This is a genomic window from Bradyrhizobium sp. T-12 (assembly GCF_058314695.1).
Map to the genome: position 1 here is coordinate 5,381,674 of NZ_CM177756.1, position 26,669 is coordinate 5,408,342.

Annotated in this window: 24 protein-coding genes; 11 read left to right on the forward strand and 13 right to left on the reverse strand. The window is 64.7% G+C overall.

Features of this window, described 5'->3' with window-relative positions:
* The first annotated feature begins 32 nt into the window (after positions 1-32).
* From gfa to AC0WRY_RS25740, 4 genes are all read left to right on the forward strand, one after another.
* Positions 33-596, forward strand: a complete 564-nt coding sequence (gene gfa / locus AC0WRY_RS25725; RefSeq protein WP_194403584.1) for an S-(hydroxymethyl)glutathione synthase — start codon at positions 33-35, stop codon at positions 594-596.
* A gap of 638 nt (positions 597-1,234) precedes the next feature.
* A complete protein-coding gene (locus AC0WRY_RS25730) occupies positions 1,235-1,687 on the forward strand; it encodes a (2Fe-2S)-binding protein (protein WP_194408411.1) in 453 nt (150 codons plus the stop codon).
* Between the two features lies 1 nt (position 1,688).
* Positions 1,689-4,001, forward strand: a complete 2,313-nt coding sequence (locus AC0WRY_RS25735; protein ID WP_491121576.1) for a xanthine dehydrogenase family protein molybdopterin-binding subunit — start codon at positions 1,689-1,691, stop codon at positions 3,999-4,001.
* Positions 4,002-4,073: 72 nt separating this feature from the next.
* The gene (locus tag AC0WRY_RS25740) at positions 4,074-4,331 is read left to right on the forward strand and encodes a hypothetical protein (protein WP_194403586.1); all 258 of its coding nucleotides are present in this window, start codon (positions 4,074-4,076) and stop codon (positions 4,329-4,331) included.
* A gap of 186 nt (positions 4,332-4,517) precedes the next feature.
* Here AC0WRY_RS25740 and AC0WRY_RS25745 read toward each other — a convergent pair whose 3' ends face one another.
* The 4 genes from AC0WRY_RS25745 to AC0WRY_RS25760 all read right to left on the reverse strand — a co-directional run bounded on the left by AC0WRY_RS25745 (position 4,518) and on the right by AC0WRY_RS25760 (position 8,851).
* Positions 4,518-6,257: a methanol/ethanol family PQQ-dependent dehydrogenase gene (locus AC0WRY_RS25745; RefSeq protein WP_194403587.1), complete on the reverse strand. Its 1,740-nt coding sequence runs from the start codon at positions 6,255-6,257 to the stop codon at positions 4,518-4,520.
* Positions 6,258-6,375: 118 nt separating this feature from the next.
* The gene (locus AC0WRY_RS25750) at positions 6,376-7,029 is read right to left on the reverse strand and encodes a QcrA and Rieske domain-containing protein (RefSeq protein ID WP_194403588.1); all 654 of its coding nucleotides are present in this window, start codon (positions 7,027-7,029) and stop codon (positions 6,376-6,378) included.
* Positions 7,030-7,292: 263 nt separating this feature from the next.
* Positions 7,293-7,757 carry a group III truncated hemoglobin gene (locus tag AC0WRY_RS25755; protein WP_194403589.1) on the reverse strand — a complete coding sequence of 155 codons (465 nt, stop codon included), beginning with the start codon at positions 7,755-7,757 and terminating at the stop codon, positions 7,293-7,295.
* A 242-nt stretch (positions 7,758-7,999) separates the two neighbouring features.
* On the reverse strand, positions 8,000-8,851 hold the full coding sequence (locus AC0WRY_RS25760) for a 3-hydroxybutyryl-CoA dehydrogenase (protein ID WP_194403590.1): 852 nt from the start codon (positions 8,849-8,851) through the stop codon (positions 8,000-8,002).
* A 395-nt stretch (positions 8,852-9,246) separates the two neighbouring features.
* Here AC0WRY_RS25760 and pstS point away from each other — a divergent pair, with 395 nt between their 5' ends.
* Both pstS and AC0WRY_RS25770 read left to right on the forward strand, forming a co-directional pair.
* Positions 9,247-10,305 carry a phosphate ABC transporter substrate-binding protein PstS gene (gene pstS, locus AC0WRY_RS25765; protein WP_194403591.1) on the forward strand — a complete coding sequence of 353 codons (1,059 nt, stop codon included), beginning with the start codon at positions 9,247-9,249 and terminating at the stop codon, positions 10,303-10,305.
* Between the two features lie 212 nt (positions 10,306-10,517).
* A complete protein-coding gene (locus tag AC0WRY_RS25770) occupies positions 10,518-11,216 on the forward strand; it encodes an ABC transporter permease (RefSeq protein WP_194403592.1) in 699 nt (232 codons plus the stop codon).
* Here AC0WRY_RS25770 and AC0WRY_RS25775 read toward each other — a convergent pair.
* Positions 11,190-11,999, reverse strand: coding sequence for an ABC transporter substrate-binding protein (locus AC0WRY_RS25775; RefSeq protein ID WP_194403593.1), 810 nt, complete (start codon positions 11,997-11,999; stop codon positions 11,190-11,192). The two genes, AC0WRY_RS25770 and AC0WRY_RS25775, sit on opposite strands and share 27 nt — an antisense overlap.
* A gap of 161 nt (positions 12,000-12,160) precedes the next feature.
* On the opposite strand from AC0WRY_RS25775, the gene AC0WRY_RS25780 reads away from it, so the two are divergent.
* The 5 genes from AC0WRY_RS25780 to AC0WRY_RS25800 all read left to right on the forward strand — a co-directional run bounded on the left by AC0WRY_RS25780 (position 12,161) and on the right by AC0WRY_RS25800 (position 18,117).
* Entirely contained in the window at positions 12,161-12,445 is a 285-nt protein-coding gene (locus AC0WRY_RS25780; protein WP_194403594.1) for a hypothetical protein, read from the forward strand.
* 693 nt (positions 12,446-13,138) lie between these two features.
* The gene (locus AC0WRY_RS25785; RefSeq protein ID WP_194403595.1) at positions 13,139-14,407 is read left to right on the forward strand and encodes a ribonuclease E domain-containing protein; all 1,269 of its coding nucleotides are present in this window, start codon (positions 13,139-13,141) and stop codon (positions 14,405-14,407) included.
* Positions 14,408-14,470: 63 nt separating this feature from the next.
* Positions 14,471-14,755, forward strand: a complete 285-nt coding sequence (locus tag AC0WRY_RS25790) for a TonB-dependent receptor plug domain-containing protein (RefSeq protein WP_194403596.1) — start codon at positions 14,471-14,473, stop codon at positions 14,753-14,755.
* Positions 14,756-14,922: 167 nt separating this feature from the next.
* On the forward strand, positions 14,923-15,807 hold the full coding sequence (gene blaBJP, locus AC0WRY_RS25795; RefSeq protein WP_194403597.1) for a BJP family subclass B3 metallo-beta-lactamase: 885 nt from the start codon (positions 14,923-14,925) through the stop codon (positions 15,805-15,807).
* A gap of 300 nt (positions 15,808-16,107) precedes the next feature.
* Positions 16,108-18,117: a putative bifunctional diguanylate cyclase/phosphodiesterase gene (locus AC0WRY_RS25800; protein ID WP_491121582.1), complete on the forward strand. Its 2,010-nt coding sequence runs from the start codon at positions 16,108-16,110 to the stop codon at positions 18,115-18,117.
* A gap of 95 nt (positions 18,118-18,212) precedes the next feature.
* On the opposite strand, the gene AC0WRY_RS25805 is transcribed toward AC0WRY_RS25800, so the two are convergent.
* The 8 genes from AC0WRY_RS25805 to AC0WRY_RS25840 are packed head-to-tail and all read right to left on the reverse strand — an operon-like array spanning position 18,213 to position 26,583.
* Positions 18,213-18,932: an ABC transporter ATP-binding protein gene (locus AC0WRY_RS25805; protein ID WP_194403599.1), complete on the reverse strand. Its 720-nt coding sequence runs from the start codon at positions 18,930-18,932 to the stop codon at positions 18,213-18,215.
* Positions 18,925-19,680: an ABC transporter ATP-binding protein gene (locus AC0WRY_RS25810; protein WP_194403600.1), complete on the reverse strand. Its 756-nt coding sequence runs from the start codon at positions 19,678-19,680 to the stop codon at positions 18,925-18,927. Before AC0WRY_RS25810 ends, AC0WRY_RS25805 begins: the two co-directional genes overlap by 8 nt.
* Positions 19,677-20,675: a branched-chain amino acid ABC transporter permease gene (locus AC0WRY_RS25815; RefSeq protein WP_194403601.1), complete on the reverse strand. Its 999-nt coding sequence runs from the start codon at positions 20,673-20,675 to the stop codon at positions 19,677-19,679. The genes AC0WRY_RS25810 and AC0WRY_RS25815 overlap by 4 nt, the downstream gene beginning before the upstream one ends.
* Positions 20,672-21,547, reverse strand: a complete 876-nt coding sequence (locus tag AC0WRY_RS25820) for a branched-chain amino acid ABC transporter permease (RefSeq protein WP_194403602.1) — start codon at positions 21,545-21,547, stop codon at positions 20,672-20,674. Before AC0WRY_RS25820 ends, AC0WRY_RS25815 begins: the two co-directional genes overlap by 4 nt.
* Before the next feature lie 10 nt (positions 21,548-21,557).
* The gene (locus AC0WRY_RS25825) at positions 21,558-22,799 is read right to left on the reverse strand and encodes an ABC transporter substrate-binding protein (protein ID WP_194403603.1); all 1,242 of its coding nucleotides are present in this window, start codon (positions 22,797-22,799) and stop codon (positions 21,558-21,560) included.
* Positions 22,800-22,832: 33 nt separating this feature from the next.
* Positions 22,833-25,205: a xanthine dehydrogenase family protein molybdopterin-binding subunit gene (locus AC0WRY_RS25830; protein WP_194403604.1), complete on the reverse strand. Its 2,373-nt coding sequence runs from the start codon at positions 25,203-25,205 to the stop codon at positions 22,833-22,835.
* Complete coding sequence (locus AC0WRY_RS25835) at positions 25,202-25,726, reverse strand: (2Fe-2S)-binding protein (RefSeq protein WP_194403605.1); 525 nt, start codon at positions 25,724-25,726, stop codon at positions 25,202-25,204. The genes AC0WRY_RS25830 and AC0WRY_RS25835 overlap by 4 nt, the downstream gene beginning before the upstream one ends.
* A complete protein-coding gene (locus AC0WRY_RS25840; protein ID WP_194403606.1) occupies positions 25,723-26,583 on the reverse strand; it encodes an FAD binding domain-containing protein in 861 nt (286 codons plus the stop codon). The genes AC0WRY_RS25835 and AC0WRY_RS25840 overlap by 4 nt, the downstream gene beginning before the upstream one ends.
* Positions 26,584-26,669: the final 86 nt, after the last annotated feature.

Sequence of the window (26,669 nt, forward strand, 5' to 3'; positions counted from 1 at the left end):
CTCGAAACCGTCACCCCAAGGAGGATCGACCCATGACTGTTGCACTCCATCCCTCGATCGACAACGGCCTCAAACAGGGCAGCGGCAGCTTTGCCGGCGGCACGCTCGTCTGCAAATGCAGCGATCATCCGGTCAAGGTCGGCATCAAGGGCGACGTCGCCCACAATCATGCCTGTGGCTGCACCAAATGCTGGAAGCCGCAGGGCGCGAACTTCTCGGTCGTTGCCGTGGTCCCGCGCCAGAACGTCACCGTGCTCGAGAACGGCGACAAGCTCCAGATCGTCGATCCTTCCGCGGTGATCCAGCGCCACGCCTGCAAGGCCTGCGGCACCCACATGTACGGCCGGATCGAGAACAAGGGCCACCCGTTCTACGGTCTCGATTTCGTCCATCCCGAGCTGTTCCAGGAGCAGGGCTCGCAAGCGCCGCAATTCGCCGCCTTCGTCTCCTCCGTGATCGAATCCGGCGTGAAGCCGGAGCAGATGGCGGGCATTCGTTCGCGGCTGAAGGAAATCGGGCTCGAGCCCTATGATTGCCTGTCGCCGGCCCTGATGGATGCGATCGCGACCCATGTCGCCAAAGCCAAGGCCGCCTAGCAAGGCCCCCTGAGCTGGCCGGGCCATAGAGCTTCGGCCAGACCTCCCCGTGCTCGCTGGCGTCGACCTCCGCCAGCGAGCCGGATTGGTCCGCGCTTCAGGACCAATGCGGCGATGCCGCCTCTGCAACCGACGCGTCGACGAGGGTGATGAGCTCCCTCAGTCCTGGTCTCTGAATGACTGCGCAGCGCCGCCAACTTCCCTCTTGAAGTTCCGGCCCCTGCGTTTCTCCCTCCCTCGACTGAGGCATCCTGCTTCGTCCGTGCAGTCTTTCTGGCGGACGAAGCCTTTTTCATCGTAGCCCCATTTGCGAACGCGACTCCACGCAGCGCGCTGACGCGCCCTGCTTTTGACAAACCATCGATGCAGACTTTTCCCCGTGAGAACACTCGGCTGTGAACGCCGGGCAGGCGCGATCCCGTTACGATCGCGCCGTCACGATGCCGCGCGAATACAATCAATCAAGAACAAAGAACGGGAGGTATCGAACACATCCGATCATCGAGATTCGCCTTCCTGCCCGCTGCCGGGATCTGCCCGTGCAGGAGCGTGGGCCGGGATGCGACGCAACTGGCACTGCGCCGACAGGCGTCGGCGCGTTTTGAATTTGGCATGCTTATGAAGAGCGAGGGATGATCATGATCAAGGTGAAGATCAACGGCCAGGAACAGAGCTGGGACGGCGACCCGGATCTCCCGCTACTCTGGTTCCTGCGTGACGAGGCCGGGCTGACCGGCACCAAGTTCGGCTGCGGCCAGGCCCTGTGCGGCTCCTGCACCGTCATCGTCGACAAGGAGGCGGTGCGCTCCTGCATCACGTCGATCAACGACGTTGCCGGACGCGAGGTCACCACGATCGAGGGGCTGCATCCGAACGGCGACCATCCGGTGCAAAAGGCCTGGCGCCAGGTCAACGTGCCGCAATGCGGCTTCTGCCAGGCCGGCCAGATCATGCAGGCCGCGGCGCTTCTGATGGATAACCCCAAGCCCTCGCACGACCAGATCCGCCAGGCGATGTCCGGCAACATCTGCCGGTGCGGCTGCTACCAGCGCATCGAGAACGCGGTCCATCTCGCATCGACGGGAGTGTGACATGAATTTCATCGACAATCCCCGCAAGCTTCGCGGTTTCGAGAAGCACGTCAGGGTCGAGAAAGTCTCGCGCCGCAGCATCCTGAAGGGGCTCGGCGTCACCGGCGGCTTCGTGCTCGCCGCCCCCGTGATGTCGCGCCAGGCGCTGGCCTATGAAACCGGTGCCGGCAAGATGCCGCACGGCGTCGTGGTCGATCCGCGCGTTTTCGTCTCGGTCGCGCCTGATGGTATCGTCACCATCGTCGGGCACCGCTCGGAAATGGGCACCGGCGTGCGCACCAGCCTGCCGTTGATCGTGGCCGAGGAGATGGAAGCCGACTGGTCCAGGGTCAAGGTGCAGCAGGCCCATGGCGACGAAGTGAAGTTCGGCAACCAGGACACCGACGGCTCGCGCAGCACGCGTCACTATCTGATCCCGATGCGCCAGATCGGCGCCTCCGCCCGCACCATGCTGGAGCAGGCCGCGGCGAAGCGCTGGGGCGTGCCGGCGACCGAGGTCAAGGCCGTCAATCACGAGGTCGTCCACAGCGCCAGCGGCCGCAAGCTCGGTTTCGGCGAGCTCGCAACTGATGCCGCCAAGGAATCGGTGCCCGCACTCGAAGGCCTCAAGCTGAAGGACCCCAAGGATTTCCGCTACCTGACCAAAGGCCAGATCGGCATCGTCGATCTCCACGACATCACCACCGGCAAGGCGCGTTACGGCGCCGATGTGCGGCTGCCCGGCATGAAATATGCCGTGATCGCACGCCCGCCGGTGACCGGCGGCAAGCTCGTCTCGTTCGATCCGGACGCGGCACTCAAGGTCCCCGGCGTCGAGAAGGTGATGAAGGTTCAAGGCTGGCCGTGGCCGTCCAAGTTCCAGCCGCTCGGCGGCGTCGCCGTGATCGCGCGCAATACCGGCGCGGCGATCAAGGGCCGGGATGCACTGAAGCTGACCTGGGACGACGGCGCCAACGCCAAGTACGATTCGGCCGCCTACCGCAAGGAACTCGAGGAGGCGTCGCGCAAGCCGGGCCTCGTCGTGCGCAAGGAGGGCGATGCGGATGCCGCCCTGAAGAGCGCCGAGAAGGTGATCGTCGGCGAGTACTACATCCCGCATCTTGCCCATGTCAGCATGGAGCCGCCGGTGGCGGTCGCCGACGTCAAGGGCGACAAGGCCGAGATCTGGGCGCCGGTGCAGAGCCCCGGCGGCACCCGCGACGACGTCGCCAAGACGCTCGGCATTCCCGAGGGAAACGTCACCGTCAATGTCACCCTGCTCGGCGGCGGTTTCGGCCGCAAGTCGAAATGCGACTTTGCGCTCGAGGCTGCCCTGCTGTCGAAGGAGCTCGGCGCGCCGGTGAAGGTGCAATGGACGCGGGAGGACGACATTCGTAACGGCTTCCTGCATACGGTCTCGGCCGAGCGGATCGAGGCCGGCCTCGACAAGAACGGCAAGGTGATCGCATGGCGCCACCGCAGCGTGGCTCCCAGCATCGCCTCGACCTTCGCGGCCGGCACCGTGCACCAGGCGCCGTTCGAGGTCGGCATGGGCCTCGCGGACATGCCGTTCGAGATCGCCAACATCTCCTGCGAGAATCCGGAAGCCGCCGCGCATACCCGCATCGGCTGGTTCCGCTCGGTCTCCAACATCCCGCGCGCCTTCGCGGTGCAGTCGATGGTCGGCGAGATCGCGCAGGCGACGGGGCGCGACCAGAAAGACATGCTGCTCGAGCTGATCGGCTCGCCCCGCATCGTCAAGCCGAACGTGAAAGACCTCTGGAACTATGGCGAGCCCCAGGACAGCTACCCGATCGACACCGCGCGCCTGCGCAAGGTGGTCGAGCTGGTCGCCGAAAAGGGCGAATGGGGCCGGAAGCTGCCGAAGGGCCACGGCCTCGGCATCGCCGTGCACCGCAGCTTCGTCAGCTACATCGCGACCATCGTCGAGGTCGCCGTGGACGACAAGGGCAAGCTGTCGGTGCCGAGGGTCGACACCGCGATCGATTGCGGCACCTATGTCAATCCCGAACGCATTGCCTCGCAGATCGAGGGCGCCGCGATCATGGGGCTGAGCCTCGCCAAATACGGCGAGATCAGCTTCAAGGACGGCAAGGTGCAGCAGAAGAATTTTGACGACTTCCAGGTCGTCAGGATCGACGAGTCGCCTGCGGTGACCAACGTCTACATCGTGCCGCCCGGACCTGACATGCCGCCGAGCGGCGTCGGCGAGCCCGGCGTTCCGCCATTCGCGCCGGCGCTGATCAACGCGATCTTCGCGGCGACGGGAAAACGTATCCGCTCGCTTCCGATCGGCAAGCAATTGGAGGCGTAAGACGAAACAGAAGCGCGAGACGGAACACAAGCCGTCTCGCGCCGTTTCCATCGATCTGACAGGAGCAGATCGATGACCAACATCTCAAGGGCGCTCGCAGTCTCGCTGTCGGGCGCCTTTCTTGTGACGGCCTCCGGCGCATTCGCCCAAGGCAATACGACGCCGCCGACCACGGCCACGCGCCCCACCACGCCCGACCAGAACTCGCTGCCAAACGCCAACGCCCCGCCCGCCTCGACCACCCAGACCACCGGACAGCACAATCCCGATCCGAAGGTTCAGGAGATGAACCAGAAGGAAAAGGACAAGGTCGATCGTCAGGGAAAGTAGCTATCTGACGGCTCTGCATCAATGCGCCCTTCCCCTTGTGGGGGCAGCCAAGGCTTCGGCTGACATGAGGGGAGAAGGGAAGTCAGCGCGTTCGAGGCCGTCTATAAACTAGAATGCGGCGGACGCCGCCGTCCGCCGCATTCGCCACCCCCCTGCTGCTCCGCTATCTTCGATCCGCCCGCGGAGCTACTTCTTCAGTGCGAACACCCAGATGACCCCGCCTTGCGGCACATTGGCTTCGATGCCGATGTTGTTGGTCACCAGCGCGTCCTGGATGCGTTGCGCGTCCACGCCCCATCCCGATTGAATCGCGATGTATTGGGTGCCGTCGATCTCATAGGACACCGGCATGCCCATGATGCCGGAGTTGGTCTTCTGCTCCCAGAGGAGCTCGCCGGTCTTGGCGTTGAAGGCGCGGAAGTTGCGGTCGTTGGTGCCACCGACAAAGATGAGATCGCCCGCGGTCGCCGTCACCGAGCCGAACAGCTGCGATTTCGGGAAGTTGTGCTGCCACACCTTCTTGCCCGTCGCGGGATCCCAAGCCTGCAGCTCGCCGAAATGATCCGCGCCCGGCTTCGTCTTCAGGCCGATGTCCTCCGGCTTGGTGCCGAGCCAGAGCTCGCCCGGCTTGAGCGCGACCTTCTCGCCGGTGAACCCGCCGCAGAAGTTCTCGTTGGCAGGCACATAGACGAGACCGGTCTTCTGGCTGTAGGCCGCCGACGGCCAGTCCTTGCCGCCCCATAGCGACGGACAGAACTCGACGCGCTTGCCGATCACCGGCTTGTGCGCGGGGTCGACGATCGGCTTGCCGCTCTCGGGTTCGATGCCCTTCCAGACGTCGGTGGAGACGAACGGCCAGCCGGCGACATAGTTGATCTTGGTCGGTGTGCGCTCGAGCACCCAGAAGATTGCGTCGCGGCCCGGATGGACCAGGCTCTTGATGTTGCGGCCGTCGCGTTGCAGGTCAATCAGCATCGGCGCCTCGACCTCATCCCAGTCCCAGGAATCGTTCTGGTGATATTGGTGATGGGTCTTGATCTTGCCGGTATTGGGATCGAGCGCGAGCACCGAGGAGGTGTAGAGATTGTCGCCGGGATGGGTCTCGCCGGGCCATGGCGCGGCGTTGCCGACACCCCAATAGATCGTCTTGGTCTCCTTGTCGTAATTGCCGGTCATCCAGGCCGAACCGCCGCCGTTCTTCCAGTCGTCGCCCTGCCAGGTCTCATGGCCCGGCTCGCCTTCGCCCGGAATGGTGAAGGTCCGCCACAGCTCCTTGCCGTCCTTGGCATCATAGGCGGCGACATAGCCGCGCACGCCGAACTCGCCGCCGGAGCCGCCGACGATCACCTTGCCGTCGACGATCAACGGCATCAGGGTCATGTACTGGCCCTTCTTGTAGTCCTGCACCTTGGTGTCCCAGACCACCTTGCCGGTCTTGGCATCGAGCGCGACGACGTGGTCGTCCGTGGTGGCGAGGAAGAGCTTGTCCTCCCAGAGGCCGACGCCGCGGCTGGTCGGATGCAGCTGGAACAGATCGTCGGGGAGCTGCCGCTTGTAACGCCAGTATTCGTCGCCGGTCTTGGCATTCAGTGCGATGACCTGCCCCATCGGGGTCGCCACGAACATCACGCCGTTGTTGACGATCGGCGGCGCCTCGTGGCCTTCGACGACGCCGGTGGCAAAAGTCCAGACCGGCGTGAGGTTCTTCACGTTGGACGTGTTGATCTGCTCGAGCGGGCTGTAGCCATGGCCGTCATAGGTGCGCCGGTAGAGCATCCAGTTGCTCGGCTCCGGATTTTCCAGCCGCTGCGCCGTGACCGGCGAATAACTCTCGATCGGGCCAGCCATTGCGGCGGTCGAAACGAGGCAGGTGAAGGCGACGAAGCCGGACAGGTAGAATTGCTTCCTGGTCTTGGAAGTGTTCATGGACGTTCCCCTTTTTCATCCGTTTGAATTCTTGTGTTGAATTCTTGTCGTTCGTCCCGTCGTCCGCCGTCGGCGGATACGACCTCTCGTGACGCGGGCTCAGGGCCCGCACCGTCCGTCATCCTGGCTGCGCGCCACCTACCTTTCCGATGAAATTGCCGGCGACGGTGAGCGATCCGTCAGCGAGCGCGAGCGGCAGCGCCGCGAGCCGCCGCGGCGCCGGTCCGAACACGACCTGTGCGCCCGCACGAGGATCGTATTCGGAGTTGTGGCACATGCACTTGAACACCTCCTTGTCGCCGACATCGCTCTTCACCCAGGCGGTGACGGGACAGCCGGCATGCGCGCAGATCGCGGAATAGGCGATGATGCCGTCGACGGCGCGCGCGGCGGTCTTCTCGTCGAGCTCGGCGGGATCGAGCCGGATGATCAGGATCTCGTTGAGCCGGGAGGCGCTGCGCACCACCGATGTCTTGGGATCCTTTGGCCAGGCATGCACCGGCGGTCCGCCGGCCGGCAGGTCGGCCGCGGTGATCAGTTTTCCTTCCTTGTCGCCTTCGGAGAAGACGAGCACATCGCCCTTCTGGGGCCGCTCGTCGGAGCCGGGCGGATCCTCATCCGCGCGCGCCTGCGCGGAGCAACCGAGGCAGGCGGTGGCGACGAGCGCGCCGAGCAGCACGGTTCGCCGCGTCTGCTCACTGCATGCGTCAGCGTTTGGTTCCGTGGAGCTCTCGGACGATGAGGAGTCGGTCGTGAACGATGCGCGGGACATGTTCACAAGCAGGCGCTGGAACTCTGCCAAAAACAAGGCGAAGAATTGGCGCCGCAATGCATCAATATGGCTTTGCTCGTTTTGATTGAGCAAGGCTGAATGCAATCAAACGCGTTTTCGCGATTTCAACGTCACGTGGCGCGATCGGCATGATGATTTTGCAGATCAGACCGATGATGTCGGAATTGGTGCAGCGCGCTATTCGTCGCGCTGCGCAAACGCGACGCGATATGCTTGCACACTCTGCAGGCAGTCGGTCGGCGTCAGGACCTGAGCACATGACGCGGCGCGGCGATAGAACCGGCAACGGTTGCGGACGCCATCTCGAAGCTGTCGGCGATGCGGCGCGCCTTGTCGATGAACAATTCTGCTGCCGGCGGCGGACAGACCTCGCGCGCGGTCTGCTCGAACAGATCGAGCCAGCGATCGAAATGGCCAGCAACCAGGCTGAGCGGCAGATGCGCCCGCATCGGCGAGCCGTGATAGCGGCCGCTCATCAGCACGACCGAGGACCAGAAATCCCTGAGCTTGGCGAGATGTTCGTCCCAGTTCTGCACGGCGGCGAACACCGGCCCCAGCTCTGCATCCTCGCGCACGCGTCCGTAGAAGCGGGTGACCAGTTCCCCGATCATCTCCTCGGTGATCCCGGTGCGCTCGATCGCATCCTGGGTCAACAGGTTCCGCCGTGCGGCCGCCGCCTCGCGCTCGGCCTTCAGTCGATCCGACATATTTCTCTTCGCCCGTTTCGTCTTTCCCTCTCCCCCTGTGGGAGAGGGTGGCTCGCCGCATAGCGGCGAGACGGGTGAGGGGTATCTCTCCGCTTACGCCTCAAGCATTTGAGCCTGCGGAACCAACCCCTCATCCGGCGCTTCGCGCCACCTTCTCCCACAAGGGGGAGAAGGAAGGACACTCGCGTCTATGCTGAGACAATGCGCGACGCCCGTCTTTGTCGCAGCGCAAATTACCAAGATCAGGCGCCGTAGCTGTAAAAGCCCTGCCCGGTCTTGCGGCCGAGATGGCCGGCATCGACCATTTCCTTCAGCAGCGGCGCTGGCCGATATTTAGGATCGTTGAAGCCCTTGTAAAAGACCTCCATCACCGAAAGCATGGTGTCGAGCCCGACAAGATCGGCCAGAGCCAGCGGCCCGATCGGATGGTTGCAGCCGAGCTTCATGCCGGCGTCGATCTCTTCCGCGGTCGCAATCCCCTCCTGGAGCGCGAAGATTGCCTCGTTGATCATCGGGCACAGGATGCGGTTGACGGCGAAGCCCGGGCTGTTCTTGGCGGTGATCGCCACCTTGCCGACGCGCTGGGCGAAATCGAGGGCCTTGGCGTGAGTGTCGTCCGAGGTCTGCAGGCCGCGGATCAGTTCCAGCAGTGCCATCACCGGCACCGGGTTGAAGAAGTGCATGCCGATGAAGCGGTCGGGACGGTCGGTCGCGGCAGCAAGCTTGGTGATCGAGATCGACGAGGTGTTGGTCGCGACCAGCGTGCGCGGCGACAAGCTGGCGCAGAGGTCCTTCAGGATCTTGACCTTGAGCTCTTCGTTCTCGGTCGCGGCCTCGATGACCAGGTCGCAATCCGAAAGCTTCGCCCGGTCGGTTGTGCCGGTGATGCGCTTGAGCGTGGCATCGCGATCGGCTGCCGACATCTTCTCCTTCTTGACCAGGCGCTCGAGGCTGCCGCCAACGGTCGAAAGCCCGCGGTTCACGGCCGCATCGGAAATGTCGACCATCACGACTGAGAGCCCGGCCGCCGCGCAGATCTGCGCGATGCCGTTCCCCATGGTCCCTGCCCCGATGATGCCAACGGTCTGGATCATTGCCTCTTATCCTTCATCCTTGCGAGCGTGCCAGGCCGGCCCCGCCCATTGTTCCTGCACCAGGGTCTAGCACCGCCGCCAGGCGGCAGCGACCCGATCCTGCCCCTTCCTTAAAGCATCCATGGCGGGAATAAAGCGGCCTTTCGGCCGCGAACGGGCCCCGTTTGGGCGTTTGGCAGGCAGTTCGCCCCTGGATTTGCTCCGGCTCCGCCGGCGCCCACGACAAACGGCCGACGCCGGCGCGCTTCCGATCGCCATCGACCTACACCGATCGGACGATGCGACACTCGCGCGACGCGATGTAATTGATGCACCCAGCCCACCGCGAATGCCTCGCAATTCTCTTGTGACATAACCCACATCAGCCGCGGGGCTCGCCCGTTAGCATCGTGACCATGAAAAAACACATCAAGCTCCCCGTCATCCTCGCCGCTCTGCTCGTCGCAACGCAGGGCCTGGCAGCAGAGATCAAGGGCGCCGGTTCGACCTTCGTTTCGCCGGTGATGGCGAAATGGACCGACGCGTACATGGCGCAGACCGGAAACATCGTCAGCTATCAAGCGGTCGGCTCCGGCATCGGCCTCAACCTGATCAAGAAGGAAGCCGTCGATTTCGGCACCAGCGATATGCCACTCGAGCCGAAGGAGCTCGACAGGCTCGGACTGATGCAATTTCCGATCGTGATCGGAGGCGTCGTCCCGGTGGTCCATATTGACGGCATCAAGCCCGGCCAGCTCCGCTTCACCGGCCAGCTGCTCGCCGACATCTACCTTGGCAAGCTCAAATCCTGGAACGATCCGGCCATTGGCGCGATCAACCCTGATATCAGCCTGCCCAACGCGCCGATCACGGTAATTCACCGGGTCGACGGCTCCGGCACGACGTTCAACTGGTCGAACTATCTGTCGAAGGTCAGCCCGCAATGGAAGGCGAGCGTGGGTGAAGGCACCTCGGTCGAGTGGCCGCTTGGCCTCGGCGGTCGGGGCAATGACGGCGTCGCCTCACTCGTCAGCCTGGTCCCCGGCGCGATCGGCTATCTCGAATACACTTACGCGCTGCAACGGCTCGACCGGATTTCCTTCGGGCTCGTGCAGAATAGTGCCGGCAATTTCGTCGTGCCCGACGGCGCATCGTTCCAGGCCGCGGCCGCGAGTGCGGACTGGAAAGCGGAGACGGATTTCCATCTCGTGCTCACCAACGCGCCCGGTCAGGACGCCTACCCGATCACCGCGACGACCTTCGCGCTGATGCCGAAGGCGCCGAAATATCCGGAGCGCTCCGCAGCCGCCATCGACTTCGTCCGCTGGTCGCTCGAAATCGGCAAATCCCAGGCCGAGACGCTCAACTACGTCCCGCTCCCACGCACCCTGGTCGATCAGGTCGAACGCTACTGGCAGCAGAGCCTTAGAGTCACCCCGACGGTCTCGGCTTCGACGAGCGTCGTCAAGCGCTGAAGCCGAACGCGACCAGGCTAAATTCAGTTTTCAAACCGCTCCATGTGAGTATGTTGTGATCGGCCTGCCGGCGGGAAACCTTCCAAGCAGCAGGCGGAGCCACAAGGTGCTTTGCACCAGAATCCTCGCAGGGAATTTTTCGTGCATAGCCTTCGCAGTCCCGACCCCGACGCTCCCGAGGCACTCCCGCTGGCGCCGACGTCCCGACGCGGATGAACGACTTCGCCCGATCCATTGGCGCTGCGTTCACGCTGATCGGCGAAGCCGACGCCGAGCTGCTCGGCATCGTCGCATTGTCGGTTCGCGTCAGCCTGACCGCGGGCGTCATTGCCCTCATAATCGGCGCACCGATCGGGGCCTTGCTCGCGATCACCCGTTTCCGCGGGCGGCAGGTGATCATCGTGCTGACCAATGCGCTGCTCGGCCTTCCGCCGGTCGTGGTCGGGCTCGCGCTCTATCTTTTCCTGTCGCGGTCGGGCCCGCTCGGGGCGGCCGGACTGCTGTTCACGCCGGCCGCCATGATCATCGCGCAGACGCTGCTCGCCACGCCGATCGTGGTAGCGCTGGTGCACCGGCCCGCGAGCCTGCTGTGGGCGGAGTATGGCGACCTCGCACGGATCGACGGCCTGTCGGCCCTGCGCAGCATGGCGCTCCTGTTCGCGCTCGGCCGCACCTCGCTGCTGACGGCCTTTCTCGCGGCGTTCGGGCGCGCCATCGCGGAAGTCGGCGCCATCATCATCGTCGGCGGCAACATCCGCGGCTTCACCCGGACGATGACGACCGCGATTGCGCTGGAGACCAGCAAGGGCGACTTGCCGCTGGCGCTCGGACTCGGACTGATCCTGCTCGCGCTCAGCGTGGCGGTGTCGACAATCGCCTTCCTGCTAGTGGGACGCGTTGGGGAAAAATAGCTGCTCGCCCCCGACCTTGTAGCCGGCAATCGCATCATGCCCCTTCGACGAGACCAGCCAGTCGACGAAGGCCTGCCCGTCCTTCGCCTTCACGTTCGGGTGCTTTTCGGGATTCACCAGCATGACGCCGTATTGATTGAAAAGCCGCTTGTCCCCCTCGGTCAGGACGGCGAGCTCGCCGCGATTCTTGAACGACAGCCAGGTGCCGCGGTCCGACAACAGATAGGCGTTCGACGACGAGGCCATGTTCAGCGCCGGGCCCATGCCCTGGCCGATCTCGCGGTACCAGTTGTCCTTGCCCGCACCGAGATCAACCCCAGCCTCTTTCCACAACCTCAGCTCGGCCGCGTGCGTGCCGGACTTGTCGCCGCGCGAAATGAACGGCGCCTTCGCCGCCGCGATCTTGCGCAGCGCATCCGTGACGTCCTTGCCGCCGGCGATCTTGGCAGGATCGCTCTTTGGGCCGATGATGATGAAGTCGTTGTACATGACGTCGAAGCGCTTCACGCCCTGCCCTTCCGACATGAACTTGTCCTCGGCAGGCCTGTCATGGACGAACACGACATCGGCATCGCCGCGTCGGCCGACGTCCAGCGCCTGGCCGGTGCCGACGGCGACGACCTTCACGCCGATGCCTTCGGCCTTCGTGAACAGCGGCAGCAGATGGCCGAACAGCCCTGATTGTTCCGTCGAGGTGGTCGAAGCGACCGTGATGGTGCGATCCTGCGCGAACGCGATGGTGGACCAGAGCAGAAGCGCTCCGATGGCGATGATCTTCCTCATGCGGCATTCCCGGACAAACAATGACGGCTCTGAATAGCCCGTGGCGACGAAAACGGGAACCCCGACGTAAGGCCGTATGGAGTTGAGCGAGCGGCCACAAAGCGGCAGGAACGTCGCTGGCGCAGCCGGATTATCTGAGATGTAAAGTCAAGGAGAATCCAATGAAGAAGCTCATCTTGGCATCGGCATGCATCATGGCGTTGGCGACCGGTGGCGCCGTCGCGCAGACACAACCGGCTCCCGGCGCCTCCAGCCAGAGCGACGTCGGCCCCTCGTCGCGAGGCCCCGCCACCAAGGGCATGACGACCGGACGTTCGTCGAACATGCAGAACGAGGCCAGCGACAGCAAGGGTGCGCAGCAGCCATCGGCCGGCGGCACCAACACCAACAACATGGGCAGCCAGGCCGGCGGCAGCGCGGGCGCCGGCGGCGGTGCCGGCAAATAGTCGGAAGGTCGAGGATCCCGGGAGGGGACCGTCGTCCCCTCCCACGGACCGACGGGGGTCGATCAACGACCGGGACAATATCTCATTACGCGGCGGACGCCCTGCGACTCCGGTTCCTTCATCCAATCGATCTTCCAGGCCAGCCAAAGCTTGTCGTCGTCGACGACATAGGCAAACGTCGATGTCGAAAAGCCTCTGGGATTGCGAACCGTGACCTCACCGCAGACCACCTCGATCGCGCGGCCCTCGGGATCGGATGCAGGACTGGTCCAGGAGATGTGAATCTCCGCATTGGGCGGAATGAGGTGAGCGGCGATTTTCGCGTGAGATCGTCCGCGAGCACCGGCGCGCCCATGCTAGCGGCAAAGACCGCGGCAAGACAAATCTTGTGGATCACGTTCCCTCTCCTTCCGTTTCGGAAAGAGCGTGCCTGCTTCGGCGTAGTTGTACTGTGATTGCGGTCACGTTGGTTCGGCCAAACCGTGGCCCTTGCGACGATCGCCGCCTCGCCATGACGGCTGACACGTCACTCGCTGACTTACGCGACGAATGCGCGGATGTTCTGCAATTGATCTCACCTAGATTGACAGGGATGTGACGGCCGGGGCAGTTTTTCATATTGCTGGCGAATCAGCGATTGCCTCACGCCGAGTACCTCTTGGACAACTCCTAGTGCTTTCGAGACTGATATCGTTGCTGCGCCGCATCCCCGCGGTGAAATGGGCATTCACCCGGCTTCGGCCTGAGCCGCATAGCGGCAGCATCGACGTCACGCCGGTCGCCGCAGACGTCTCGCCCATCAACGCCGAAGCCGCTGTCGCCGAAGTCGTTGTCGCCGAAGACGTCGCGGAAGCCGCTTCGACTCAACTTGCCGAAATCAGCACGACTTCAGCGCACGACGAGGCCCGGGACGAGGCTCGCTCCACCCAGGATGATACCGCGATCTCCGTCATCGCGGAGAGCCCGCCGGCAGCACCAACCGACACCGTCGCCAGCGACAATGTCTCCCGGGAGATCCCGTCCGATATCGCGCCGGTCGTCGAGGAGGCTTCGGCCACCGAGATCGAAACTGCGGCCGAAGGCGCTCGCGAACCCGCGATCAGCCACGATCCTGTCGTTGAGACCCCGGCGAAAGTCGAGGCCGCCGACGTGGAGCCGGTCGCCGTCGAGGTTGTCGGCGAACCGGTAGACGCCGCCGAACTCGTGGTCGGCAGCGAGCCACCTCCCGCGCCCCCGACTGACGCCGAGCCCATTGTTGCAGAGGACGCACCGCCATCGTCCACCGATGTCGAGATCGCTCCGACTGACGTCCCTGCCCTCGTCGTCAGTGACAATCGCACCCCTGACGTCAGCGAGGATATTGAGCCAACCGCTGGCGCGCCGCGCGTTACGTCTGCCGCTGCCGAAGTTCTGGTCGAGCCTGCCTCCGAGAATGATTTCGACGGCGATCCCTTGCCGGACGACGCGGTGGCCATCGAGCCGGCAGCTGCGGATATTGCCGCGCCCGTCGCGGCGGTGGTCGTGGAGCGAGGTTCCACTGATGCGGCCAGCGTCGTCACGGACATCGCGCCGGTTCCGGCGCGCGTGTCGCCAGCTCCGGAAGTCCGCAGCCCGCCGAAAGTTCGCTCGAGACCCGCGGAGCCTGCCGATCGCGCCGCGCTGATCCGACAGCGCTGGGCGGAAAGCGGGATCAGGATGTGGAATCCTCGGCTTCACGGCACTGGCGAAGCCACCCTGAACATCCAGGGCAGCGTCGGGCTGCTGCCGCCCGCGGCCGGCGAAACCATGCAGCGCTACGACAAGCTAGAATTCAAGATGCTCGGCGGACAGATCGTCTGCGAGGGCGTCATCATCGAGGCCCCCGCCCAGGCGAGCAACCGAAGTTTCACCCAGCTCGCCGAGCCTGGGAAACTCGAGCGAGTCCGCGAACCGGCGCGGGAACGCCAGGCCGCTCTCGCCTGATCCTTTCGCCTGCAGCGACCGCCGCGACGTGCTAGGTTGACATCCCGACATGGGAGATCGCCTATGCGCACGAGCTCGTTGCTTCTGGTCGTGATCGCCGCCCTCTGTGTCTCGCAAGCCGCGGTTGCGGCGCCCGGCAGCCGGTCGCGCCACCCGCATGCGACGGCCCCCGCCACCGATCCGGCCGCGTCCTACAAGGCCGTCCGGCTGTCCTCCTCGCGCGGCGAGACGATCCTCAACACGCCCGGTCAGACCACTGTGCTGACGCGAGAAGTTCTCGACGACAAGAACGCGACGAGCCTTATGGACGCCATGCGCTCGACCGCCGGCGTGACGATCGGGCGCTAACGGTCCCGCGCGGCGTTCAGCCGACGCGCCGTTATTCCTGCAACACATCTGAAATTTTCCGCGCGCGAAGCAGTTGCCCGTAACGGCGGTCGCGACGTAACTTGCGCACCGGCCGGTGCCACATCCGTGCCTGATCAAAACGACAAGAACAATCCGGGAGACAAACTATGAAGAAGCTGACGGCCGCGCTGTGCGCACTGGCCTTGTTCGCAACGGGCGCGCAAGCGCAGACCCTCAAGGATTTCCTCGCCGCGGTCATGCAGAAGTGGACAGCGCCGTTCGAGCCGTTCCAGCTCATCGGCAACATCTACTATGTCGGGACCGAGGGTATCGCCGTCTACGTCATCAGGACATCGCAAGGCCTCATCCTGATGGACACCGCGATGCCCCAGTCCACCGGCACGATCAAGGACAGCATCACAAAGCTCGGCTTCAAGGTTGCCGACATCAAGATGATCCTGAACTCGCACGCGCATATCGATCACACCGGCGGTTTCGCCGAGCTCAAGAAGGAGACCGGCGCGCAGCTCGTGGCCGGCGAGCGCGACAAACCGCTGCTCGAAGGCGGCTACTATCCCGGCGACGAGAAAAACGAGGACCTCGCCTTCCCACCGGTGAAGGTCGACCGTGTCGTGAAGGAGGGCGACACCGTGACGCTCGGCGACACCACGCTGATTGCACATGCAACGCCCGGCCATTCGCCGGGCTGCACGAGCTGGGAGATGATCGTCAAGGACGCCGATCAGAGCCGCAAGGTGCTGTTCTTCTGCAGCGGCACGGTGGCACTGAACAGGCTGGTCGGCCAGCCGACCTATCCCGGCATCATCGAGGATTACCGCGCGACCTACGCCAAGGTGAAAGCGATGAAGGTCGACGTCCTGCTCGGGCCCCATCCTGAGGTCTATGGCATGCAGGCCAAGCGTGCGCAGATGAAGGACGGCGCGCCGAACCCGTTCGTCAAACCGGGCGAGCTCGCGACCTACGCGTCGGGCCTGTCGGAGGAGTTCGACAAGCAACTCGCCAAGCAGACCGCGGCGCTAGAAAAAAAGTAGCGACCATCGGACGCTGTCTTTCACCTCTCCCCATTGCATCGGGGAGAGGTGCGGCATGACGCTGCGCCGGCGCGCATGGTTAGTAGAACGTAGCCGAAGCTTTGCAGGACTTTGCGGTCGATGTGCCCGCTTGCGCGACAGCTTATCGTTAACGCGGCCTCACCAATGCACGCGACCGGAACCATTTTCGGTAGCGCGCAACCTGCGCTGGCCTTCGGCGCGAGATCGATCTAACGCGCCCTTTACCCCCGCCGTGCAAGATCGCCCGCGTTTTTCAGGGGATCCGGGGCTCGTATTTCAATGCCTGTTGCCGATTTGAAGTCTCATCTTGCCGCCGCAATCCGGTTGTTTCGCGTTCCCGCAGACAACCCGGACCTGATGCGGGCGCAGTTCGACGCCTTCTCCAAGCAAGTCCCGCTGCTCTACTTCATCCTCATGAGCAACACGATCGCCGTCGCCTACACCTATGTGAACGTGGCGCCGAACTGGCTGACGATGATCGTGCCGACCGTGTTGACCGTGCTCGCAGGCTTGCGGACCTATTGGTGGCTGCGCCAGCGTCACCTCGTACGCAGCGACGCCGACATCCTGCGCAATCTGCGCGCCACCAACTGGCTGACGCTGCCGATCGGCGCCGGCTTCACCGCCTGGTCCTTCGCGCTCTACCCTTACGGCGATCCGTTCGCCAAGAGCCAGGTCGCCTTCTACATGGCGGTCACCGTGATCGGCTGCATCTTCTCGCTGATGCATCTGCGCTCGGCGGCGTTGATCGTGACGCTGATCGTCGACATACCCTATGTGCTGTTCTTCTTCGCGACGGGCGAGCCGACGCTGAAGGCGATCGCCGTCAACAATCTCCTCGTTTCCGGCGCGATGGTGACGGTGCTGTTCATCTACTACCGCGATTTCGCCGATCTTGTCGCCAGCCGCAAATCGCTGCTTGCACAACAGGCCGCGACGCAGGCGCTCTCGGACGAGAACTTCCGCCTCGCCAATCTCGATTCCCTCACCGAGCTGCCGAACCGCCGCCGCTTCTTCGCCGAACTGTCGAGCGCCTTTGCCGACGCCGAGCGCAGGCACGTCCGCGTCGCGGTCGGAATCATCGACCTCGACGGCTTCAAGCCGATCAACGACAATTACGGCCACTCGGTCGGCGACCGGGTCCTGATCGAGGCCGGCCGGCGCATCCGCGAGGTTTGCGAGGGCTTTGGCCCGCAGCGGGTGGAATTCGCCCGGCTTGGCGGTGACGAGTTCGGCCTCGTTGTCTGCGGCGACCCCGAGGATGCGGACCTGACGCGGCTCGGCGAGCGCATCGGGAGTCAGGTCAAGCTGCCCTACCAGCTCGACACCGCCCATACCGGGCTGTCCTGCTCGATCGGTTTCGCAGTTTTCCCGGACTCCGCGACGACGTCGGAAGCGCTCTACGAATGTGCCGACTACGCGCTGTACCATGCCAAGCGTCATCAGCGGGGCCGCACCGTGACCTTCTCCAGCGAGCTCGAGGCCGAGATCCGCAGTCGCGGCGTGATCGAGAACCTGTTGCGCACCTCCGATTTCGGCGCCGAGATGGAGCTGGTCTTCCAGCCGATCGTCGATGCCATGAGCGAGCACACCTCGGGTTTCGAGACGCTGGCGCGCTGGCACAGCCCCCGCCTCGGTTGGGTCTCTCCCGCCGACTTCATTCCCGCGGCCGAGCGCATCGGCCTGATCCGCCCTTTGACCCAGGCGCTGCTGGCGCGCGCGATCGCCACGGCCAGGACCTGGCCCGACGACATCCGCCTGTCGTTCAACCTGTCCGCTCACGACGTCTGTGCCGCCGAGGGCATATTGCCGCTGATCTCGATCATCGAGAAAAGCGGTCTGTCGCCGCACCGGATTGACTTCGAGATCACCGAGACGGCCGTCACCTTCGATTTCGTTCGCGCGCAGCAGTCGATCGCAACGCTGAAGGCGATGGGCTGCGGCATTTCGCTGGACGATTTCGGCACCGGCTATTCGTCATTGAGCCACGTGCACCGGTTGCCGCTCGACAAGATCAAGGTCGACCGCAGCTTCGTCGCCGAGATCAACGAGAATCCGGTGAGCCACAAGATCATCAAATCGCTTGCGGGCCTCTGCGACGACATGGAGATCGCCTGCGTCGCCGAGGGCGTCGAGACCCGCGCCCAGCTCGACAGCCTGCGCCGGCTCGGCTGCGATTTCATCCAGGGCTACTATTTCGCAAAGCCCATGCCGGCCGATGCGATCGCCGACTATCTGGCGGATGAACGCCAGCGCCTCGACGGCGGCGGAGCCAAGGTCGTGGCCTGAAGCGCGACGAAATTTAGTCATCGCGCTTTAGTCTATTTTCTGCGCACGATCTTTCCGGCAAACCGCTTCGCACTTTTCGGGATCATGCTTTCGCATCACACCGCGCAGTAGCGTTCCTGGACGTCCTTGTCCGCGAGCAGCGCCGCAGCGCTGCTCTGGTGCACGACCTCGCCCTGGTCGATGATCACGGCCCGGTCGGCGAGCCGCAGCGCCCATTCGACGTTCTGCTCGACCAGCAGCAGGGTCTTGCCCTCGTCGCGCAGGCGGCGGAACAGCACGCCCATCTCCTCGACGAGCACGGGCATGATGCCCTCCGATGGCTCGTCCAGCAGGATCATCTTGGGCTTTGCGATCAGCGCCCGCGCGATCGCCAGCATCTGCTGCTCGCCGCCGGAGAGCGTGACGCCCTCCTGGTCGAGCCGCTCCTTCAGGCGCGGGAAGGTTTCGGCGATCTCGTCGATCGCGGCTCGTTCCTCGATATCGCTGCCGGCCGCGACGAGGCCGAGCCGGAGGTTCTCGCGTACGGTCAGCCCGGGAACGATGCGCCGCTCCTCGGGCACGTAAGCGAGGCCAAGGTGGAAGCGCTGATGGGCGCGCAGCGGCAGAACCTCCTTGCCGGCAAACCGCACGCGGCCCGTCGCCTTGGGCATCAGGCCCATCACGGCCCGCAAGGTCGTGGTCTTGCCGGCGCCATTGCGGCCGACCAGGGCGACCACCTCGCCCTCCTTCACATGCAGCGAGATGCCGTGCAGGACGTGGCTCGCGCCGTACCAGGCGTGCAGGTTCTCGATGTCGAGCAATGCGGTCTCAGCCATAGCCTTCACTCTGTCCGAGATAGACCCGGCGGACGTCCGGGTTGCTCCTGATTTCCTCCGGCGCGCCGTCCGCGAGCAGCCGGCCGTGATGCAGCACCACGACACGCTTGGACAGGCCCAGCACCATCTTCATCTTGTGTTCGACCAGCAGCACGGTGCGCTTGTCGGCGAGCCGCTCCAGCAGCGCGACCATATCCTTGGTCTCTTCCGGCCCCATGCCGGCGGTCGGCTCGTCCAGCAGCAGCAATTCCGGCTCCGAGACCAGCGCGATCGCGATCTCCAGGGCGCGCTGCTGGCCGTGCCCCAGGAATTTTGCCAGTTCGTTCCGCCTGCCGAGCAATCCGACCGCGGCGAGCGCAGCATCGGCACGCGCATGCAGCTCGGACAGCCGGGTGCGGTTGCGCCAGATGTCGTAACTCACGGTCAGCGCCTGCGCCGCGACCCGCACGTTCTCATGCACCGACAGGTCGGGAAAGATGTTCGTGATCTGGTAGGAGCGCGAGATGCCCTGGTGCACGAAGCGGTGCTGCGGCAGGCCGTTCAGCTCCCGGCCCCTGAAATGCAGCTTGCCGGACGTCGGCGTCAGCGCGCCGGAGAGGATGTTGAAGAACGTGCTCTTGCCGGCGCCGTTCGGCCCGATGATCGAGGTGAGCTGGCCGGCAGCGAACGACACGGTGATGCCTTCGAGCGCGACGAAACCGCCAAAGCGTTTGCCGATCCCTTCGGCGCGAAGCAGTTCACTGCTCATCGCCGCGCCTTTCCGATGCCGAGCACATCGAGCAGCGTGCCCCAGATGCCCTTGGGCAGGAACAGCACGAACAGCACGAAGATCGCGCCGACGAAGATCTGCCAATGCGGCGTCCACAGCGAGATGACATCCTCCAGGATCAGGAAGCTCGCCGCGCCGACGAAGGGTCCGAAGAAGCTGCGGGCACCGCCGAGCAGCACCATCATCACGATCATGCCGGAGGTCTGGTAATGCAGGATGTCCAGCGGCACGATCGACAGATGCAGCGCCAGCATGCAGCCGCCGAGCGAGGAGATCGCGCCCGACAGCATGAACACGACCAGCTTGCTGCGCTCGACGTCGTAGCCGCAGGCCCGCGCCCGCTGCTCGTTCTCGCGGATCGCCTCGATGACGGCGCCGAACGGCGAGTTCAGGATGCGCGACTGGACCCACATCGCCAAGCCTGCGAAGGCCATCAGCACGTAGTATTTGTTGACGGGATCGAGGAAGTTGACCTGCAGGCCGAACAGGTTGACGCGGTCGACCGTGAAGCCGCGCAGGCCGTTCTCGCCGCCGGTGAACGAGGCGGCCTGGAGCGCCACGTAATAGACGAGTTGAGCCAGCGCCAGCGTCACCATGGAGAAATAGATGCCGCGGGTGCGCGTCGAGACGATACCGATCAGGGCAGCAAGACAGGTGCTGAGCAGCACGGCGATCGGCACGGCCACAAACCAGGGCACGCCGTAGCGGCCGATCGCAATGCCGGTGAAGTAGGCCCCCGCGCCGAAGAACGCCGCCTGACCGAACGACAGCAGCCCGGTGTAGCCGAACAGCAGATTGTAGCCCATCACCACGACGCCGTAGATCAGGACGTTGACCGCCAGCGCCTTGGACGGCAGCAGCCACGGCAATACAGCCAGCACGGCGATCGAGAGCAGCACGCGGTGATCGAGAATCCGGTCGAGCCCGCTCGTGGCAGGCTTGGCGAGAACCTCGCCGCTCGAAGGGCGCGTCACGCCGTCCTCCCTCTCACGCCGAACAGCCCTTGCGGGCGGATCAGCAGCACCACAGCCATCAGCGCGAACATGACGATGGTCGCCATTTCCGGCGCGAACAGCGCCACCAGACTGATGGAAACGCCGACCATGAGCCCGGCCACCACCGCGCCGACGATCGAACCGAGGCCACCGATCACGGTGACGACGAAGGCCTCGGCGAGCACCAGCGACCCCATCTCCGGATTGACGCTGCGCATGGGCCCTGCGAGCACGCCACCCAGCGCGGCAAGGCCGACGCCGAGGCCGAAGATCGCGAGCCAGACCCGGCCGATGTCGACACCGAGCACCTGCATGATGGTGGGATCGCGCGCACCCGCACGCACGATCAGGCCGATCCGGGTCTTCTCCAGCGTCAGCCAGAGCGCCAGCAGCACCACAGCCACCAGCACGATGACGAACAGGCGGTAGCGCGGGAAGATGCCGACGCCGAGATCCAGCACGCCGATCAGCTGCGGCGGGGTCGGGAACGGAATGCCGTCGCTGCCGAACACGATGCGCACGCCCTCGACCAGGATGTAGCTGAGGCCGAAGGTGAGCAGCAGCGGATCGTCGATGGAACGTCCATAGAGCCTGCGGATCAGGACGAACTCGATCACCATGCCGAAGGCGCCGATCAAAATAGGCGCGAGCAGCAGGCCCCACCAGAAGCTGCCGGTGAGCGAGGCCAGATAGAGCCCTGCATAGGCCCCGATCATGAACAGCGCGCCATGAGCGAAATTCACCACCCCGAGCATGCCGAACACGATCGTGAGGCCGAGCGCAGTGATCACCAGGACCGCCCCAAGGGCGATCCCGGAGAGAAGCTGCATGATGATCAGCGACAGGTCCATCGTGCAGATATTAAGTGGCGTGGCCGAGCTCGCTGCAGGTCCGCAGCATGTCGTCGGAGCCGGCCTCGTTGGCGAGAATGGCGAACAGATCGTTCTCGCCAGCCATCGCCGACTTCTTCTTGGACTCCAGCACCAGCACCGACTGCACCGACTGATGGTCGCATTTGCGGTAATGCTGCGGGCCCTTGGTCAGATCGTATTGCAGCTTCTCCAGGGCATCGACGACCTTGTCGGTATCGGTGCCGCCGGCCGTCTGCATGGCGGCCAGCAGGGATCCGACACCGGAATAGCCGTAGGCGCCGTAATCGGTCGGGATCGCGCCGCCATTGGCGGCCTTGAACGCCGCGTTGAAGGCGGCCGCCGACTTGCTCTGCGCTTCCAAGCCCCAATAGTAATTGGCGCCGCCCACTACGCCCTCGAACACCTCGGGGCCGACCGCGAGGCGCTGGTTGTGCAGGATGACGGGCACGACGATCTTCATCTGCTGCTTCACGCCGAAATCCACGGCTTGCTTGATCGCGTTGGCCTGGTCGCGGCCGAAATTGGAGATGCACAGCACATCCGGCCGCATCGACATCAGGCGCGGCATGAACGTGGAGTAGTCGGCGGCGCCGAACGGATGCAGGATCTCGCCGACATTGTCAGCACCGATCGCCGCCTGCGCGCGCTTGAAGCCGCGCAGCATCTCATGGCCATAGGCATAGTCGGCAACGAGATGGGCAACCTTCATGCCCTTCTTCAGGGTCTGCCGCGCCACCGCTGCGGTCGTCATGTGCGGATTGAGCGCCTCATGGAAGGTGAATTTGCTGAAATCCTTGGCTTCGTTGATGGTGTCCGACTGGCTGATCGAGACGTAGATCACACCACGAGCGCGGGTGACCTCGTTGACCGCGAGCTGCACGGCGCTGGAGAGCGCGCCGACCACGGCATGGACCTTGTCCTTCTCGATCAGCTCCAGCGTGCGCGTCGCGGCCTCGCCGGCATTGAGCTTGTCGTCACGTACCAGGAGCTCGACCTTGCGGCCGCCGATGCCGCCCTTGTCGTTGACGAGCTTGACCGCGAGCTCGGCGCATTTGACCTGATCGCGCGCTTCCGCGGCGAACGGACCGGTCAGCGGCGTCGGAAAACCGATGCGGATCGTCTCGTCGGCCGCGCGGCCAATCCGGGGCATGGCGAGCAGGGCTGCGCTGGCCGAGAGGCCGGCGAGCGCGCTGCGGCGGGTTATCTTCGACGTCGAACCGGATTTGGGCATGATGTCCTCCAATGTCTTTTTCAATTGTCTCTTCTAGAAGCGCTTCAGGGCCTTCAGGACTTTTGCGGGCGTAATCGGGATCGAATTGATCGTGGCATCGAACGGCGCGAGCGCGTCGTTGACGGCGTTGAGCACGCAAGCGGACGCCGCCGCGGTGCCGGCCTCGCCGACGCCCTTGGCGCCGAGCTCGGTGTCGCCGGTCGGCGTCTCGACATGGGCGATGACGATGTCGGGCATCTCCATCGGCATCGGCACGAGGTAATCGGCGAGCGAGCCGTTGATAAGCTGACCGGTGTCGCTGTAGCGGCATTCCTCGAACAGCGCCGCACCAAGCCCCTGCACGATACCGCCGCGGAGCTGCTCGTCCACCAGCATCGGATTGATGACGCGGCCGCAATCCTCGACGATGAAATGCTTCAAGAGCTTGATGAAGCCGGTCTCGACATCGACCTCCAGCGAACAGCCCTGGATGCCGTTGGTGAAGGCAAAGGGATAGCCCTGCGGCGCGAAATGGTGGCTGACGGTGAGCTGCGCCTGCGTGCCTGGCGGCAGCGTGTCGGAGCGGAAATAGGCGATGCGCGCGATCTCGGCGATCGGCAGGCGCGGCTTGCGCGTCGCGGCATCCACGACCTCGCCGTCGGCGATGTCGAGCGCGGGCGGCTGTTCCTGCAGAATGAGCGCCGCAATCTCCAGGATGTTGCGCTTGAGGGCGCGCGTGGCCTGCAGCGCGGTCTCGCCGCCGATGCCGGCGCCGCGGCAGGCCCAGGTGGCGCCGCCATGCGGCGTGACCTCGGTGTCGCCGGTGATGACCTTGACGTGGTCCTGCGCGATACCGAGTTGGTCGGCCACGATCTGGCTGATGATAGCTTCAGTGCCCTGCCCCTGCTCGGTGACCGATATCATGCAACGAATTTCGCCGGAGGGCGTCAGGCTGAGAATCGCGCCATCCTGCGAGGAGATGCGCGCGCCGCCGACGCCGTAGAAGGCAGGACTCGGATTGGTGATCTCGACGAAGGCCGCAATGCCGATGCCGCGATAGACGCCGCGCTGGCGCAAGTCTGCCTGCTCGGCCCGCAAGCCGTCATAGTCCATGATCTCATACAGGCGCTTCAGGCAGGCCTGATGCGACAGCGCCTCGAAGCGGTAACCGGTCGGCGAGGTCTGCGGATAGGCATCGTCGGGGATGACGTTCTGCGCGCGGATGGCGAAGGGATCGAGGCCGACCTTCGCCGCCGCCATGTCCACCAGCCGTTCGGTGACGGCGCAGGCGATGGGATGGCCGACGGCACGGTACTGGCTGGTCTGCACCTTGTTCTGGAAGATCACCTCCAGCGTGGCGCGATAGTTCCTGAAGCGATAGGGCGCGCCGATCAGGCGGATCACCTGGTTGCCCTCGACCACGCTGGTGCGTGGATAGGTCGAGAACGCACCAATCGCAGTCATGTCAAGCACATCCATCGCCAGGATTTCACCCTTGGCATTCAGCGCCATGCGGGCGCGCACGCGATGGTCGCGGGCGTGGATATCGGAGACGAAGGACTCCATGCGATCGGCAACGTATTTCACGGGCCGGCCGAGCAGGATCGAGAGGCCGACCACCGCCATGTCTTCGTGATAGACATGCAGCTTCATCCCGAAGGAGCCGCCGATATCGGTCGCGATCACCCGGACGCGGGCCTCCGGAATGCCGTAATGGCGCGAATAGAGGTCCTGAAACTGATACGGGGTCTGCGTGGCGTGATGCACGGTGAGCGCGCCGGCGGCAGGATCGTAATCCGCGACGATCGCGCGCGGCTCGAGCGTCACCGCAGTGTGGCGGGCGAACGTGAATTCTTCTTCCACGACGTGTGCAGCATGCGCAAAGGCATCGTCCACAGTGCCGCTGTCGAGCTGACTTCGGAAGCAGGTGTTGTTGGCACTGCCGGGATTGACCAGTGGACCGCCCGCGATGCGCGCGCTGTCGATATCGACGACGACGGGGAGGTCTTCGTAATCGATCTCGATCAGCTCCAGCGCATCTTCGGCGATCGCCCGGCTCTCGGCGACGACTGCGACCACGGCCTGCCCCGCCCAGACCACGCGATCCAGCGGCAGCGGCCATTGCGGCGCGGAGGTCATGCCCTTGAAATGGTCGAGCGTTCCTGTCCACGGCGTGCAGAGCTTGGCGAGATCCTCGCCGGTGGCGACGAGGTGAACGCCTTCGACCCCGCGCGCCGGCTCAGTATTGATCGAGACGATTTTCGCATGCGCATGCGGGCTGCGCAGGAACGCGGCATGGAGCATGCGCGGCAGCTTGAGATCGCTGATATAGCGCCCCCGCCCGGCCAGCAAGCGCTTGGCGTTCGGGCGCGGCACCGAACGACCGATATAGGAATTCGGGCGATCGAGCGAGGTCAGCGCACTCATGTCGCCCCTCCGCCTTCGCTGCGCGCTTTGGCAACGGCATCGATGGCATCGACGATCGCCTCGTAGCCGGTGCAGCGACAGTAATTGCCCGACAGCGCGTCGCGGATCTCGTCACGGTTCGGCTGCGTCATCCGCGACAGCAGCTCCTGCGCGTTGACCAGCATGCCCGGCGTGCAGAAGCCGCATTGCAGTGCATTGCGGCGGTGGAATTCGGCCTGGAGGTCGGCGAGCACACCGCTCTCGGTGAGCCCCTCGATCGTGTTGATCGTCGTGCCATCGGCCTGTACCGCGTATATCAGGCAGGAATGCACGGCGCGGCCGTCGAGCTGCACCAGGCAGGCCCCGCAGGCGCCCATCTCGCAGCCGGCATGCGTGCCCGTCAGCTCGAGCTTGTCGCGCAGGCAATCGACCAGCGTGTCACGCGGCGCGACCTCGCAGGCGACCTTGCGGCCGTTGACGACGAAGCGCACCCGCACCGTCTCGTCGGCTTCGGTCAGCAGGCTATCGTCGAAGCCGCTCATGCGCCCGCCCCAAGACGTCCGAGCAGGCGGCCAAGCAAGACGCGGGCGAGATGCAGCCGCATCGCCGGTGGCACCTCGTCGCTCTCGGGCGGCGCGAGATCACCTTCGAGCGCGCCTTGCGCGGCGGCGATACGCTCGGCATCGAGACGCGCGCCGATCAAGGCGCGCTCCACCCCCTTCACCCGCGTCGGCGTATTGCCGACGGAGAAGAAAGAGATGCGGATGTCGTCGACGCGCTCGCCCGTGCACGTCGCCATGATCCCGCAGCCGACCAGCGCGTAGTCGCCGCGCCGCCGTGCCAGTTCGTCGAAGGCAAAGCGCTGGTCGGCCTTGAGCAGTGGGACGTAGATTGCAGTGATCAGTTCACCCGGCTCCAACGCCGTCTCGAACAGGTTGATGAAAAAATCGTCGGCCTTGACGCGCCGGCGGCCTGAGGGGCCGACGATCTCGATCTCGGCATCCAGCGCCAAGGTCATCGCGGGAAATTCGGACGCCGGATCCGCCAGCGCGACGCTGCCGCCGAAAGTGCCACGGTTGCGGATCGCGGGATGGGCGACGAACGGCGCCGCGGCATGCAAGAGCGGCGCAAACTCGGCGATCAACGGCTCGCTCAGCATCTCGCAATGGCGCGTCAGGGCGCCGATGCGCAAATGGCCGCCTTCGCGCCTGACGCCGCGCAGCTCGTCGATGTGGGTGATGTCGATCAGGAGCCGCGGCGCCTGCAGCCGCAGCGACAGCGCCGGCACGAGGCTCTGGCCGCCGGCAATGAAACGCGCATCGTCCCCGGCGCGCGCATGAGCGCCCAGCGCCTGGTCGATCGTCGCCGCACGAAAATAGCTGAAAGCCCTCGCCTTCACTGCCGTTTCCCCGAGATCCACCGGCTCATCAGCCGGGATGCCAGATTTGTAACCATCTGGTCTCAAAATCCTGACATGCCTCCTGA